Origin of the sequence: Veillonella parvula (genome assembly GCF_024461875.1) — a bacterium.
Lineage (GTDB): Bacteria > Bacillota > Negativicutes > Veillonellales > Veillonellaceae > Veillonella > Veillonella parvula_I.
In genome coordinates this window covers 867,964-883,636 of the sequence record NZ_JANGAL010000001.1, presented here as the reverse complement: position 1 = coordinate 883,636, position 15,673 = coordinate 867,964, and the positions used below count along the sequence as shown (strand labels likewise).

The following is a 15,673-nucleotide window of genomic DNA, read 5'->3' as shown; positions in this document are numbered from 1 at the left end:
ACGACGACAGATTCACTGCATCGCTTTCTTCCGAACGTAAGATTTACCGAGCTGCGAAGCAGAGAAGGAAAATCCACAGTGAGGAAGCAAGTAGGGCAACCGAAGAGGTCTTAGAGCTAAGCGACGCAGCCGAACCATATGAGTGCTTCCGAACGTAAGATTTACCGAGCTGCGAAGCAGAGAAGGGAAATCCACAGTGAGGATTGATAGGAAGCCGCGGCTAATGGTAGTATCTAACTAATCCATACGGTAACGAGGCACAACGTGCCAATGTTACCGAACCGTAAAGCAGTTGAGCTACTTTAAATATATGTAAATAAACTTTATCTAATCGATACCGCGGTGCGCAGCACCAATGGTATCGAACCGTAAACTAGTTGAGCAACTCCATATTTATGTAAATAACAAGCCCCATGATCACAAAATCATAGAGCCTATATATTAATAACAACTTATTAGGAATTTAATATATATACAAAAAAAGAGCTGCCTAAGCAGCTCTAATTCTTTATTATTCTACACCAACCATTACGCTAGTGGATTTGATAACAGCGACAACTTCTTTGCCAACTGCTAAGCCTAATTCTTTAACGGATTGAATAGTAATGTCAGCAGTAACAATATTATTATTACCTACGTTGATTTTTACGATTGCATTTACAGCGCCTTCTTGGATCTCAACGATAGTACCTTTTAATTGATTTCTTGCACTTAATTTCATGGATATCTCCTTAAAAAACAATACAAAAAGTATATATATTATAATATTTTGCATATAATTTGTGATATACATTACATCACAAATTATATGGAGCGGGCGAAGGGAATCGAACCCTCCTCTCAAGCTTGGGAAGCTCGCATTCTACCGATGAACTACGCCCGCACGATGTAAATATTGTATCATATATTTACATATACATTCAAGTAATCATAGATATATCTATGATTATACCTATAGTAGTAAATGTATTGAATTACTTTCAATCTAGATGTATAAAATAATAGAAAAGGAGGAATTCGTATGTCAAAAGTATATAAAGTTCATAAATGGTTATCTATCATTTCCTTAATTTTCTTCTTAATGTTTTGTATTACAGGATTAGTACTCATGTTTCGAACTGAGTTAAATGCATGGGCTCAAGGTGGAACAACACATCATTCATCAGCTATAATGTCGATGAATGAACATGAAGAATCTATATTTAAGTATGCTGATCAGGGGGCACTACTTGTTAAACAGAAATATCCATCAAAAGATATTTTGAATATATCCCCTGCTATGGGGGCTACACATATTTTACGGTATCGTATTATTGAATCTACGGCTACGGTAGCACCTCCAGCTCGCATGGGAATGGGTGGGGATTATGTTTTATATAATCCTATATCTAAAGAACTGATTACTTCACATAATGAGCCTCCTGTACATCCTTGGATTCGTAGTATGTTACATACTCTTCATCAATTACATACACGATTAGATTTAGGTAAAATTGGCATATATATTGTAACATTCTTATCATTTTTATGTAGTCTCACTATTATTTCAGGGATTTTTTTATATGGTCCATTTCGTAAAAGTTATTCTAAAGCCTCTGTTTTATCTAAGAAAATGAAAATAGGTGCATTACATCGTGAATTCTCAATAGTTGCAACGGTCTGGGGATTTATATTATGTATAACAGGTGTATGGATTGGGGGCTTTTTTATTGCAAATGATAACTATAATGCCGATGTACTTCATAATGCTAAACAGGAACTTTCGATTGGACAATCTGAAATATTGCAACCATCAGAAGCAATTTCTCGTATAATGAAAGTATATCCAGATCGACAAGTTATTTCTATGGATTATCCATCTAAGTTTAACAATTACCATTATGCATTTTATTTAGGTGCAGAAAATGATGATGATCCAGCTATGTTTCTTGGACAGCCTGTATATGCTAACTTGTATGTCGATTCTAGTAATGATAGATTTTCTACTAAAGCAGTTCCATGGTATTTTACAGGTATGACAACTATGATTAACCTACATATTCATAATCATAATACGATGGCTCTGAAGATATTGTGGGCTATATGGGATATTGTTCTCATTATTGGTATCGTGACTGGACTTATGATGACTATTATTAGAAAGTATAAAAAATCAGATGTAATTCTATCTAAAGTATCGGTAGAGGAAAAGCATATTTGGCGTACACCATTATTTTGTAGTATATCTGTTCTTATAGGATTGCTTCTACCACTTTGGCAAAATCCTGTTATGAATACGATTGCTGCTATTTGTTTAACTGTATCACTTATTGTATTTTTTATCTCTTTACTTAAAGAAAGTAAACAATATTGATTATTTTCGAACTGAAATGATATAATAATAAATATAGTTGTTTTTATATACATAAAAATACGTATTATTATTTATGACTCAGAAAGTGGTAGTTATTATGAATTTTATAAAAGCATTTTTCCAGTCAGAGTCTGCTGGTGGGATATCCTTGCTGTCCGCTGCTATTTTAGGCGTTCTTGTGGCGAACTCACCGATTGCAGCACAGTATTTTGCAGTCATGCAAATACACCTTGGTCCAATGACTATACTGGAGTGGGTAAATGATGCCTTAATGGCTCTTTTTTTCCTTTATGTTGGTATAGAGATCAAGAAGGAAATGATTTCTGGGGAGCTTGATACGAAGGCGAAACGTGTGCTTCCCGTATTAGCCGCATTTGCAGGTGTTATTACGCCAGCTATTGTGTATTATTTTGCGGCTGGATATATGCCAGAATATAGACATGGTTGGGGGATTCCTACCGCTACAGATATTGCTTTTGCTATAGGCGTTATTACAATGCTTGGTAATAAGGTATCTACAGCGATGAAAGCCTTTCTAGCTGCATTAGCTATTATTGACGACTTGATTGCCATAGTCGTTATTGCTCTCTTTTATGGGGCAGGCGTTAACTTTATGGATTTAATAGCTGCTGCGGCTGTAACTGGTTTACTGATTTATACTAATAAGCAAGGCTATTTAAGACCACTTCCGTATTGTGTTCTAGGATTAGTTCTTTGGTATTTAGTTTTAAAATCTGGTGTGCATGCTACCATTGCCGGTGTTGTACTGGCTATGACAATTCCTTTTAAAGGTAAAGTTATAGATAAGGTAGTATATCCTATGGAAGAATGGGCGCATGCTTTACGCAATTGGGTAAACTTCCTAATTATACCATTATTTAGTTTTTTAAATGCTGGTGTATCCTTTGCTGATTTTTCCATAGACAATTTATTCCATCCTGTAATCATAGGTGTTTCATTCGGTTTAATCTTAGGAAAACAATTAGGTATATTCTCTGCCGTCTACATTTTGGTTCAATCTAAGGCAATTAAGATGCCTACAAAAACGACGTGGCCTGAAATTTATGGGACAGCTATTTTGTGTGGTATTGGCTTTACTATGAGCCTTTTTGTTGCTACACTGGCTTTCCCACCAGGTATAACACAAGAAATGGCTAAGGTAGGTATCTTTATAGGATCAATCACGGCAGGCTTGCTAGGTGCGATTGTCCTAATTTTAGCTTATCAAATACGCAAGATGCGTGGTAAAATTTAATAAAATAATCTTTTGTAAGTATAGAAAGGATTCAAATGGAACGCATTTTTGTTTTCTTACGTTCTCCAGGTGCAGCTACATCTGTACTCCTAGGAGCAACAGTACTCGCTTTAATTTTAGCGAACTCTCCATCATCTGAACAATACTTTCAAATCGTTAATCACCATATAGGTAATCTAACAATTTTAGAATGGGTTAATGATGCATTGATGGCAATCTTCTTCCTTTTTGTAGGTCTCGAAGTTAAGCGTGAATTAGTATCAGGTGAGCTTAATACTAATGCTAAGCGTGTGATGCCAGGCATTGCCGCATTATTTGGTGTTCTAACGCCCGCTTTTATCTACTACTTAATTGCAGGTTTTCATTCTGAATATATACATGGTTGGGCAATACCAACTGCTACGGATATTGCATTTTCCATCGGTATTATATCTGCGTTAGGCTCTAGAGTACCGAATTCAATGAAAGTATTTCTAACAGCTCTTGCCGTTATAGATGATTTGATTGCTATCATCGTAATTGCAATCTTCTATGCGTCAAGTATTCACATGATGTATTTAGGTGTGGCTGTCGTAGTTGTAGCTGCTTTAATCTATTGTAATAAGCAAGGATATGTACGACCTTTACCATATATCATTTTAGGGTTTATCCTTTGGTATTGTGTATTAAAATCTGGTTTACATGCAACTATGGCTGGTGTAATCTTAGCTATGACAATTCCTTCAAAAGGTAAACGAGGCCGTAAGTATGTTCGTCCAATGCAACATTGGGAACATTTATTATCCAATTGGGTTAGTTTTTTAATTGTACCAATATTTGCATTCTTTAATGCCGGTGTAGATTTACGTAATGTATCTGTTAATGACTTAACACATCCTGTAGTGCTTGGTGTTGCATTAGGTCTTATTATAGGGAAACAATTAGGTATTTTTGGTGCAGTATTTGCGATGGTGAAATGTGGCCTTGTACCAATGCCTACAGAAGCTAATTGGAAGCATGTATATGGAACTGCGATTGTATGTGGTATAGGCTTTACAATGAGTATCTTCGTATCTATCTTGGCATTTGACCCAGGTCACGCTCAAGAAATGGCAAAAGGTGGCGTTATACTTGGCTCATTAATCTCTGCATTATTCGGCTACATCTTCTTAAGACTTGTTGGTGCAAACCGAAAAGAATGTCATATTGGTGTATACCATAACTGCTAAAATTAAATAAAACTATTAAATCTCCATTGTAGACTGAAGAGAATTTCCGACTTTAAAAGTAATCTAAGCGAATATTCTTGCAGGATATAATGGAGATTTTCATTGGTATCTTATAATTTTATGATATATATGTAATATACCCTTAAAACTATACTATAACTATAATTTAATATATATGAATTATTGATATTAATAGAACTTTTATGGTTTATAGATTATTTAAAACTGTATAGTATACTACTTAATGTAAGGTGATGTGTATATGATAAAAAAAATAATTATTGCATGTACGCTTGTTTGTATGATTGTAATGGTATCCTCTGTATCATTAGCAAAAACTATTGATCGGGGGCAACGAGGACATCATGTTAGTAAGGTGCAAACCATGTTAAAGCATCAAGGTTTTTTACATGATTCTATAGATGGCATTTACGGTCATAATACAGAACAGGCTGTTCGAAAATTTCAAAAATCTAAAGGGCTCCCTGTAGATGGTCGTGTTGGTCCTGCTACGATGAATGCTTTGGAAAAGATGGAGACTCGTTATGGTGGCCATGGCACAGAACGCAATCATAATGGAGTGCCTAATAAATACTCTAAAGTTTTAACGATGGAGGCTAGTGGCTATTCATCTCAAGATCCTGGCAACGGAAAATATACAGCTACAGGTAGTCGTCTACGGAAGGGACTTGTGTCTGTAGACCCTAAATTAATTCCTTTGGGAACGCGATTATATATTGAAGGTTATGGCTATGCTGTAGCTGACGATGTAGGTGGTGCTATTAAAGGGCATCGCATTGATTTAGCTTTTGATTCTCGTGCAGAGGCATTACAGTTTGGACGTCAATCTGTAAAGGTTTATATTTTATAATGATAACTCTCTAGTTTTATATGATTATATGATAGATGTATAGACTACAATCATATTCTTGTATAAAATGCTAGAGAGTTTTTCTTTTACCGAATTATAATGTATTCAAAACCTCGAATATTCGGAAAATATGGTATAATAAATAATAGATATATGATGATGACTCATGATGTTAAATTAATGAGCATACTCAATAGTTATATGATGAATAGTAAAGGATAATCCTATGGATAAAGTACGGCGCGTAGAACGAATGGTGGCAATGACAAAACTGTTAGTTGATTCACCGCAAAAATTGATTCCTTTAAATTACTTTTGCGACTTTTTTGGCATGGCTAAATCAACGGTTAGTGAAGATTTAACATGTGTAAGGCAGTCTATGGAACACTTTCAACTGGGGACCTTAGAAACGGTGGCCGGTGTAGCTGGTGGGGTACGATTTATTCCGCATCGCAAGGGAATACAAGCGAACGATATTCTACGCGATGTGCAAGCTCGTTTAATGGAGCCAGATCGCATCATTCCAGGTGGTTTTATTTATATGTCTGATATCTTATATGATTGGCATGTAATGACACGTCTGGGTGAGATTATTATGACTCGTTTCGTGGACCGTGAACCAGACTATATTTTGACTGTAGAAACAAAGGGGATTCCTTTGGCTGTAATGGTAGCGAGAGCTTTCAATAAACCACTTGTTATTGCTAGACGTGATAGTAAGGTAACAGAAGGTTCTGCTATTAGTATCAATTATGTAACAGGTTCCTCTGGGCGCATTCAAACTATGACTCTAACTAAACGGGCAATTCCTCCAAATGCGAAAGTGTTAATTATCGATGACTTTATGAAAGCTGGCGGTACCGCTAAGGGGCTTAAAGAATTAGTTCTTGAAATGAGTGGCGTCGTTGTTGGCACAGGTGTTCTTGTAGCTACAGCTGAACCAAGTCCGAAGTTGATCGATGATTATGAATCACTATTTACTTTTTATGGTATCGATGAAAATACAAAGAAAATTAGTATAGAGCCTGTGTTAGATGCAGAGTAAATCATTAATATTAGGAAGATTATAGGCTGATATAATGGTTTATATTGAGTATTGACCTATGGGCTAAATAATGACGTAAATAATATTTAAAATGGTTTAGAGATATAAGAGATAACAGATAGGAGATTACTATGAATATTGCAAGCCTTATTTTAGCTGCTGGTAAGGGCACGCGTATGAAGTCTAAATTGCCAAAAGTGTTACACAAGGTCGGCGGTAAGGCGATGGTAGAACGCGTTCTTGAAACGGTTCAATCCATTGGTACCAATCGCGATGTTGTTATCGTTGGTTTTGGTGGCGATGCAGTACAAAATTACTTGGGAGAGCGTGCTGAATTTGTTCGTCAAGAAGAACAAAATGGTACAGGTCATGCAGTTAAGATGGCTCAACCAGTACTTGGTGATTATGATGGTACAATCTTATTGTTATGCGGTGATACTCCCCTGGTTACAAAAGAAAGTTTAGAAGCACTTTTAAAAGAACATAAAAATTCCGGTGCAGCAGCTACAATCTTAACTGCTCATATGCCGGATCCAACTGGTTATGGACGTATCATTCGTAATGAAGCGGGTTCTGTAGTTCGTATCGTAGAACAGAAAGATGGTAAACCTGAAGAATTAGCGGTTCAAGAAGTAAATACAGGTATGTACGCTTTTGATAGTAAAAAATTATGGCCTTGCTTAGATCAATTATCTGATGATAATGCCCAAGGTGAATTGTATATTACTGATGTAGTTGGTATTCTCGTAAATGGTGGCGACAAGGTAAGTGCATACATGACTAAGGATTTTGAAGAATCTTTAGGTGTAAACTCACGTTTGCAATTAGCAGAGGCTGAAGCTATATTAAAACATCGTAAAAATGTTGAGTTAATGACTGCTGGCGTAACAATTATTGATCCTGAAAATACCTATGTGGCTCCTGAAGTAACAGTAGGTGCAGATACAATTTTGCATCCTGGTACAATTCTTGAAGGTGATACCGTGATTGGTGAGCGTTGTGAAATTGGACCACACACTCGTTTGACGAATGTAAAAGTCGGCAATGATACGATTATCCACTTTACTTATGGTCATGACTGTGAAGTAAAAGACGGTGTAGATGTAGGTCCATATGTCCATTTGCGTCCAAATACAGTTTTAGGTAACAAGGTTCATGTAGGTAACTTTGTAGAAGTTAAAAACTCTAATGTTGGGGAAGGTACTAAGTTCCCACATCTCTCCTATATCGGTGATAGTGATGTTGGGGCCGGTGTTAATATTGGCTGTGGCACTATTACCGTGAATTATGATGGGAAAGTTAAGCATCGTACGACTATTGGTGATGGTGCATTTGTTGGTTGTAATAGTAACTTAGTTGCCCCTGTAACAATAGGTAATTATAGCTATGTAGGTGCGGGCTCAACTATTACTAAGAACGTACCAGATAAGGCCTTGGCTGTAGGTCGCAGCAAGCAAATTGTGAAAGAAAATTGGGTAACAGAGGATACTTTCAAAAAGAAATAAAAAAAATCTCATATTTTTTAACACAATTAGGTCAAAATAGTATACAATAAAAAGGCAATAGTGTGTATCTGTAATGTATAGATTATGGATAAGTAACCAGTATAGGAGCAAATGAAAGGGTAACAAAATGGCATTTGAAGACGGCAAAAAACTCAAGATTTTCACAGGTAATGCAAATCCTGCATTGGCAAAGGAAATTTGTGATTATTTAGGGTTGCCTTTAGGTGAAGCATTTGTAGGTCGTTTTAACAATGGCGAAGTACAAATAATGATTGATGAAAGCGTACGTGGCAAAGATGTATTTATCATTCAACCAACTAGCTATCCTGTAAATGATAATTTAATGGAACTCATGGTTATGGCTGACGCGTTAAAACGCGCTTCTGCACGTCATATCACTGCAGTAGTTCCTTACTATGGCTATGCTCGCCAAGACCGTAAGACTCGCGGTCGTGAGCCGATTACAGCTAAGTTAGTAGCTAATTTGATGCAAACGGCAGGTATTACACGTCTTGTAACAATTGATTTACATGCAGGCCAAATTCAAGGTTTCTTTGATGTGCCTGTAGATCATTTGTTTGGCGCATCTATTTTGGCTAAATATATCAATGAAAAAAATATGGAAGATGTTATCGTTGTATCTCCTGACCTTGGCGGTGTTACAAGAGCTCGTGATTTGGCTGACCGCATTGGTGCACCGATTGCAATCATTGAGAAAAAACGCCCTGAACCAGGTGTGGCTAAAGTTATGAATCTCATCGGTGATGTGGCAGGTAAAAACTGTATTATTATCGATGATATCGTAGATACGGCTGGATCCTTGGTTGAAGGTGCTAAAGCATTGGAAGAATTCGGTGCTAAATCCGTTACCGCCGCTGTTACACATGCAGTGTTGACAGATCCGGCAAGTGAACGAATTGCAAATTCCAATATTAAGGAACTTATCGTTACTAATACTATTCCATTGCCGGAAAATTGCAACTTACCAAATATTACGCAATTATCCGTAGCTCCATTGTTGGGTGAAGCAATTATGCGTATCTTCCATGAAGTGTCTGTAAGTAATTTATTTGATAAATAATAGGTGATTTTTGAAATTAGTAGTAGGCCTCGGTAACCCCGGCAAGCAATACGAAAAGACAAAACATAATATTGGATTTATGGTTATTGATGCCATTGCCGATAGTGTCCCTCACACGCCTTGGAGAGAGGAGCAACGTGCTGAGGTATGCAGTATTACCGTAGATGGTGAGAAAGTATTACTTGTAAAGCCGCAAACATTTATGAATCTAAGTGGTGAGTCTGTAGGACCGTTAATGCGGTACTACAAAATTGATCCATCTGATGTGTATTGTATTTATGATGACATGGATTTACCTATAGGTAAGTTGCGTATTCGACCAAACGGTAGTTCGGGTGGACATAATGGGATTAAATCCTTAATTTCCCATATAGGAACAGAAAATTTTCCTCGATTCCGCGTGGGAATTGGACGTCCGTTACCACAATGGACTGTCATTGATCACGTTTTAGCACCATTTAGTGAAGAGTCGCAAGAGAAGGTACAAAAAGGTATTAAGGATACGGTAAAAGCCGTATTAGGCACCCTAGAGGTAGGCATTGATAAAGGCATGAATCAATTCAATCCTAAACGTCGTCCACAGCGATAAATACATGCATAAGGGCATGAGTCTCATTGAGATTCATGCCCTTTTTACGAGGTACATATGAGTAATCAAGAAAAAATGCCTTTTGTAGAGGCTTTAGAATCATATAAAGAACAACATTTCGTGCCCTTTCATACGCCAGGTCATAAGATAGGCGTTGAAGCACCTCAACTTTTAAAGAACTGGATGGGAGCAGCATTACCCTATGACTTAGGTGTTATGTATGCTTTAGATGATTTACATGAACCTGAACGGGAATTAAAAGAAGCGCAAGACTTAACAGCCGAATTATATGGAGCTGATTGTTGTTGGTTTTCTATTAATGGTACTACAGCTTTGATCGAAGCCATGATTATGGGGACTGTAGGTCCTGATGAAACCATTATCATTCCTCGAGAAGCACATCGTTCTGTTATTAGTGGGCTTGTCCTCTCAGGAGCCAAACCAGTATATATGGACTGTGATTTTGATGAACGCTGGGGGATTCCACTAGGAGTATCATTAGAAAATGCTATCAAATCAATGGATGCACATCTAGAGGCAAAGGCGATTCTTTTAGTTTATCCAAACTATTATGGAGTGGGCATAGATATTGTTAATATTATAAAAGAGGCTCATAAGCGGGGCCTTATTGTACTTGTTGATGAAGCTCATGGTCCTCATTTGCCGTTCTTTGAAAGTTTACCTATAGAAGCTATAGAGGCTGGAGCAGATTTGGTGGCTCAAAGTACACATAAATCTGTTGGCTCTTTGACACAAACATCTTGGCTATTAGGGCAAGGTAAAAAAATTAATAAGCGGCGTATTACGCAAATGCATCAAATGCTACAAAGTACAAGTCCAAACTATATTTTTCTTGCTTCTTTAGATATGGCGCGCCATCAATTAGCCACAGCAGGTAATGATTTAGTAAGTCGTGCAGTAGAGTTGAGTGTGTACTTACGTGAGGAACTCAATAAAATTTCTGGTATTGCTACTATGGAATACACAGATATTCAAGAGCGGGTAATAAATTATGATTGTACTAAGGTGCTGATTGATGCTAAAGAATTAGGGCTCACAGGCGTTGCTTTTGAACGGATGTTACGAGAACATCATATTGAGGTGGAGTTAGTACAAGCTCATCATGTGCTAGTGCTCATTACCATAGGTGATACAAACGAGTCTGTAACTGCTCTTATTAAGGCTGTACAAGCTGTAAGTGAAAAGGTGTTACGTGCATTTAAAGAATTTAATAAAACAGAGGAAGAGCAATTGCAAGACATTAGTAAAGATTCTGCGCTGCTGCCAGCGCCTATTGTGCGCATAACCCCTCGTAATGCTATGTATGCAAATCGTGAGCAAGTACCTTTAAAAGAAGCACTTCATCGCATTGCAGGGGAGACAATTGCTTATTATCCACCAGGTATTCCCTGTGTAGCAGTAGGTGAAGAGATTAGTGCCTCTGTGTTACAATATATAGAGAATCGCAAGGCTTTAGGTTTTGTACCGAATGGTGCTGATGATATGACATTGGAAACAATTTGGGTATTACAGGAGTAATTATGGGGACTTTGATTATATTAGAAGGTGGAGATGGCAGCGGTAAGGCTACACAAACTAAACTCTTAGTAGAACGCTTGACCAAAGAAGGGCATGCCGTTAAGTCTGTGAGCTTTCCAAACTATGATAGCGGCGCCGCTATGCCTATTAAAATGTATTTAGCTGGTGAATTTGGTAAAGATGTACATGATGTAAATCCTTATGTGGCAAGCTCTATGTACGCTATTGATCGATTTGCTTCCTTTAGAACTGACTGGGAGCAGTTTTATAACAATGGGGGTATCATTATTGCAGATCGTTATACAACGTCTAACATGGTGCACCAAATGGTAAAATACGATGATCCGAAGGAACGCACTGCATTTTTAGATTGGCTTGAAGATTTTGAGTTCCAAAAATTTGGCTTGCCTAAACCTGATGCGGTATGCCTTTTGGATATGCCCCTTGAAGTGAGCGAAGCCCTTATGGCGGAGCGCACTGGTAAAACTGGGGGCAATACTGGTGATATTCACGAAGGAAATCATGCATATTTAGTAGCCGTTCACGATGCGTATGAAGAATTAGTAAAGCGTTATCAATGGCACCGTATACCTTGTGCTAATAAAGCTGAGTCTAGTCAGTATACGTTGCGTACTATTGAAGAAATTCATAATGATGTATATAGTGTAGTAGAAAATCTACTACCTTAGAAAAAGGCGACTCTTTTAAAAGTCGCCTTTTTCCTATATAATATTAATATTGAGCATGTATTGATAGGAGGCGCTATGACATATTTTGATTCTATAATTGGTCAAGATTCGATTAAGGCACACCTATCTGAATTTGTAAGTCGTAATGCATTACCTCATAGTCTCTTGTTTTATGGCGAATCTGGTCTTGGCAAGCTAGATATGGCCATAGGCCTAGCGTCTTTATTACTAGGACGTCAAGTATTCTCTCAACCCAAGGGGGAATCTTATTTAGCAGAGGTTAAGGAAGCCCGTTTAGCAAATGGGGATACAGAAAAACGTATCGAAGCCGAAGGATTACCTATCTATATGGATAAGGGTGATGCCTTTTGGATTCGCCCTATGAAAACAACCTTAAAGGTAGAGCAGTGGTATTCATTATTACAAAATCATCTGTCTGTGGCGGGCAATGGGAACCGCGTTGTCATTGTGGAGGACTTTCACACAGCCAATGCAGTTATGGCAAATGCTATGCTAAAAACCATTGAAGAGCCACCTGAACAGGTGTACTTCATCATTATTACGAACAAGATTAACACCGTATTGCCTACCATCATTTCTAGATGTATGGGCGTTGGTTTTAACAGTGTTGATGTAGATACGATTCGCACCGCTCTTGTAGCGCGTGGAATTACCGGTGATATAGAACAGGCTTTGTTAGCTGGTCATGGTAATCCACAATTGGTGGAGAAACTGACGACACAAGGTCGCATTGAAATGCTAGAGTTAGCCGTTAAGGTGATGGATATGTTGGCATTTGAAACGCGATGGTTTTCTATGATTTCCTTAGCTTGTGAAAGCTTATCTCGTGAAAGTCTAACGGAATTGATGCACTGGCTACGCCTTGTAAGTAGAGATATGGTGGCTCTTAAAATGGGGGCTCAAGACACGCAATTACAAGTACCTATGTACAAAACTCAATTATTACGATTATTACCGCGCTGGTCTATGCAAGCATTGTCAGAGGTTGTTACTGAAACATTGCAAGCAGAACAGGCTTTGCGCTTACATATAAAAACCGCTCTCGTGGTGGACGGTCTTAGTATCGCCCTTCATGATGCTCGGGAGGAGGATTAAATGCTAACCATAGTTGGCGTATGCTTTAAAAAGGCGGGAAAGATTTATTATTTTCAGCCTGAACAATTAGAACTATCTGTTGGGGATGGGGTTATCGTTGAAACAGCACGTGGTGTAGAATACGGCACAGTTGTGATTGGACCTAAAGAGGTCTTTGAAGATTCTGTTGTTGCCCCTGTTAAGCCTGTTATTAGACAGGCGACGTCGAAGGATTTGAAACAAATCGAGAAGAATAAAGAGCGCGAAGAAAAAGCTTTTGAAATTTGTCTCGAAAAAATTGAAAAACGCAAGTTACCGATGAAACTTATCAATGTGGAATACACATTTGATATGAATAAGATTATATTCTTCTTTACTGCAGATGGCCGTATTGACTTCCGTGAGCTCGTTAAAGATTTGGCAACTATATTTAGAACGCGCATCGAGTTACGCCAAGTGGGTGTCCGTGATGAGGCTAAAGTACTAAATGGTATTGGTGCTTGTGGTCGACCTTTGTGTTGTTCAAATTTCTTAGGTGACTTTACGCCTGTATCGATTCGCATGGCAAAGGATCAAAATTTGAGCTTAAATCCTACGAAGATTTCTGGTGTATGTGGTCGATTGATGTGTTGTCTTAACTATGAAGATGATTTATATAAAAAAGGTGGCGACCTATATGTGAAGAAGGAACGCACTCAATCTCCTCAAGATATAGCACCTCCTGGCATTGGTAAGGAGGTTGTTACCGATGAAGGTATTGGTAAAGTTTTAAAGGTAAATCATCATAAGCATACTGTAAAGGTACAGCTCGAAGCGGGCCGTACTATCGATTTGAAATGGTCCGAGGTGGCATTGCCTGATGAATGATCAAGAACGACTTGATGATTTAATTATCGATGGCTTACAGATTTATCAGCGTTCTGATATGTTTCGGTTTTCCTTTGATGCTATAGCGCTTATACATTTTTGCCGATTTAATGGTCGTCACTCTTATGTCGACCTAGGAACGGGAACGGGTGTCATGCCGCTCATAGGTACATCGTTAGGGGCAGGTCATATTACAGGTATAGAAATTAATGAAACTCTCGTTGAGTTGGCTAAGCGTAGCGTAGAACATAATCGTAAACAAGATGTGGTAAATATGTTATGTGGCGATTATCGGCATATGACATATCGCGATATACAAGATAAGCCTTTTGATGGTGTTATTGTTAATCCCCCTTTTTATGATTGTGAAAGCGGTGCAAAGCCTACATCTGAAGAGCGTACTTTAGCACTTCATGATGGACATACAACTTTATGTGATGTTCTGAAAGCGGTACAGTCCTTTATTAAATGTAAAGGTCGCTTGTGGATGATTTATAGTGCTAGTCGCTTGCAATATGTATTACATGAACTAGAAAGGTTTAACTTTCAAGCAAAACGAATTCGGTTTGTTCATGGTATGCTAGATAAACCAGCAAAATTAGTTTTGATAGAGTCTATTTTTCAAGGTCAGGCAGGTCTTGTACTTGAGCCACCACTCATCGTTTACAAAAAAACGAATGTGTACACGAAGGAGGTGTCCTCTTGGTATGAACGATAATGAATGGGGCACCTTATACTTGGTGCCTACACCGATTGGTAATTTAGAAGATATGACATATCGATCTGTTCGTATTTTGGGTGAGGTAGATGCTATTGCGGCTGAGGATACGCGTCATACGGGCATATTGTTAAAACATTTTGATATTAAAAAGCCTTTGATTTCTTATCATGAACATAATAAGGAGGAAAAAGGTGCTTATATTTTGGAGCTTTTGTTAGAAGGACAGTCGATTGCTTGCGTTAGTGATGCGGGTATGCCTGCTATTTCTGATCCAGGGGCAGACCTTGTAACAAAGGCCATTGAAGAAGGCATAACTGTAGTTCCATTACCAGGAGCCAATGCGGCGTTAACAGCACTTATTGCATCAGGTTTAGATACTAAATCCTTTACCTTTGCAGGGTTCTTGCCTAAACGGGGGAAACATCGTATTGAAGAATTAAAAAGACTTTCACAAGTGACGGGAACCTTGCTGTTTTACGAAGCCCCACATCGACTACAAGAGGTTTTACAAGATATGTATGAAGTCTTTGGTAATCGCTCTATAACGGTGGCAAGGGAACTGACGAAGAAGTTTGAAACCTTTGTACGCACGGATCTAGAAAGCCTTGTAAAGGATTTAGAACAGCTCACCTATAAAGGTGAATTCGTCCTCATCGTAAGCGGTGCTGATACAGTGGAGTCCGATACTTGTGAAGTGTTGGATGAACCAGTATCTTATGAAGATGCTGTGCAAGCCCTTGTAGATACTGGGGTACCTAAAAAAGAAGCTATTCGCCAGGTGGCAAAGCGTTTTAACGTTTCCCGCCGGGATGTATATAATATTGTAGAACGTTAAACCTTCCCATTCGAAGGTTA

15 protein-coding genes and 1 tRNA gene are annotated in these 15,673 nt (G+C 38.1%); 14 read left to right on the top strand and 2 right to left on the bottom strand.

Features of this window, described 5'->3' with window-relative positions:
- Positions 1–511: 511 nt before the first annotated feature.
- Together NE668_RS04220 and NE668_RS04215 are read right to left on the bottom strand one after the other, a co-directional pair.
- A complete protein-coding gene (locus NE668_RS04220; protein WP_004693239.1) occupies positions 512–721 on the bottom strand; it encodes a TOBE domain-containing protein in 210 nt (69 codons plus the stop codon).
- 88 nt (positions 722–809) lie between these two features.
- Positions 810–883, bottom strand: a tRNA-Gly gene (locus NE668_RS04215).
- A 138-nt stretch (positions 884–1,021) separates the two neighbouring features.
- Here NE668_RS04215 and NE668_RS04210 point away from each other — a divergent pair.
- The 14 genes from NE668_RS04210 (at position 1,022) to rsmI (ending at position 15,653) form a co-directional block, all read left to right on the top strand.
- On the top strand, positions 1,022–2,353 hold the full coding sequence (locus NE668_RS04210) for a PepSY-associated TM helix domain-containing protein (protein ID WP_004693241.1): 1,332 nt from the start codon (positions 1,022–1,024) through the stop codon (positions 2,351–2,353).
- 97 nt (positions 2,354–2,450) lie between these two features.
- Positions 2,451–3,608: a Na+/H+ antiporter NhaA gene (nhaA, locus tag NE668_RS04205; protein ID WP_004693243.1), complete on the top strand. Its 1,158-nt coding sequence runs from the start codon at positions 2,451–2,453 to the stop codon at positions 3,606–3,608.
- 35 nt (positions 3,609–3,643) lie between these two features.
- Positions 3,644–4,816 (top strand): Na+/H+ antiporter NhaA, encoded by a 1,173-nt coding sequence (nhaA, locus tag NE668_RS04200; protein WP_227036780.1) that lies wholly within the window; start codon positions 3,644–3,646, stop codon positions 4,814–4,816.
- Between the two features lie 262 nt (positions 4,817–5,078).
- A complete protein-coding gene (locus tag NE668_RS04195; RefSeq protein ID WP_004697224.1) occupies positions 5,079–5,687 on the top strand; it encodes a peptidoglycan-binding protein in 609 nt (202 codons plus the stop codon).
- Between the two features lie 226 nt (positions 5,688–5,913).
- Positions 5,914–6,732: a pur operon repressor gene (gene purR / locus NE668_RS04190; protein ID WP_004697116.1), complete on the top strand. Its 819-nt coding sequence runs from the start codon at positions 5,914–5,916 to the stop codon at positions 6,730–6,732.
- A 131-nt stretch (positions 6,733–6,863) separates the two neighbouring features.
- A complete protein-coding gene (gene glmU / locus NE668_RS04185; protein ID WP_227036781.1) occupies positions 6,864–8,237 on the top strand; it encodes a bifunctional UDP-N-acetylglucosamine diphosphorylase/glucosamine-1-phosphate N-acetyltransferase GlmU in 1,374 nt (457 codons plus the stop codon).
- 127 nt (positions 8,238–8,364) lie between these two features.
- A complete protein-coding gene (locus NE668_RS04180; protein WP_004693255.1) occupies positions 8,365–9,318 on the top strand; it encodes a ribose-phosphate diphosphokinase in 954 nt (317 codons plus the stop codon).
- 10 nt (positions 9,319–9,328) lie between these two features.
- The gene (pth, locus tag NE668_RS04175) at positions 9,329–9,907 is read left to right on the top strand and encodes an aminoacyl-tRNA hydrolase (RefSeq protein ID WP_008600525.1); all 579 of its coding nucleotides are present in this window, start codon (positions 9,329–9,331) and stop codon (positions 9,905–9,907) included.
- A gap of 57 nt (positions 9,908–9,964) precedes the next feature.
- Positions 9,965–11,446: an aminotransferase class I/II-fold pyridoxal phosphate-dependent enzyme gene (locus tag NE668_RS04170; RefSeq protein WP_227036782.1), complete on the top strand. Its 1,482-nt coding sequence runs from the start codon at positions 9,965–9,967 to the stop codon at positions 11,444–11,446.
- A gap of 2 nt (positions 11,447–11,448) precedes the next feature.
- Positions 11,449–12,135 (top strand): dTMP kinase, encoded by a 687-nt coding sequence (locus NE668_RS04165; protein ID WP_227036783.1) that lies wholly within the window; start codon positions 11,449–11,451, stop codon positions 12,133–12,135.
- Positions 12,136–12,210: 75 nt separating this feature from the next.
- Positions 12,211–13,251, top strand: a complete 1,041-nt coding sequence (locus tag NE668_RS04160) for a DNA polymerase III subunit (protein ID WP_227036784.1) — start codon at positions 12,211–12,213, stop codon at positions 13,249–13,251.
- Positions 13,252–14,097 carry a PSP1 domain-containing protein gene (locus NE668_RS04155; RefSeq protein ID WP_227036785.1) on the top strand — a complete coding sequence of 282 codons (846 nt, stop codon included), beginning with the start codon at positions 13,252–13,254 and terminating at the stop codon, positions 14,095–14,097. It abuts the gene before it with no gap.
- Positions 14,090–14,815 (top strand): tRNA1(Val) (adenine(37)-N6)-methyltransferase, encoded by a 726-nt coding sequence (locus NE668_RS04150; protein WP_227036786.1) that lies wholly within the window; start codon positions 14,090–14,092, stop codon positions 14,813–14,815. The genes NE668_RS04155 and NE668_RS04150 overlap by 8 nt, the downstream gene beginning before the upstream one ends.
- Positions 14,805–15,653 (top strand): 16S rRNA (cytidine(1402)-2'-O)-methyltransferase, encoded by an 849-nt coding sequence (gene rsmI, locus NE668_RS04145; protein WP_119562800.1) that lies wholly within the window; start codon positions 14,805–14,807, stop codon positions 15,651–15,653. Before NE668_RS04150 ends, rsmI begins: the two co-directional genes overlap by 11 nt.
- The last annotated feature ends 20 nt before the right edge of the window (positions 15,654–15,673 follow it).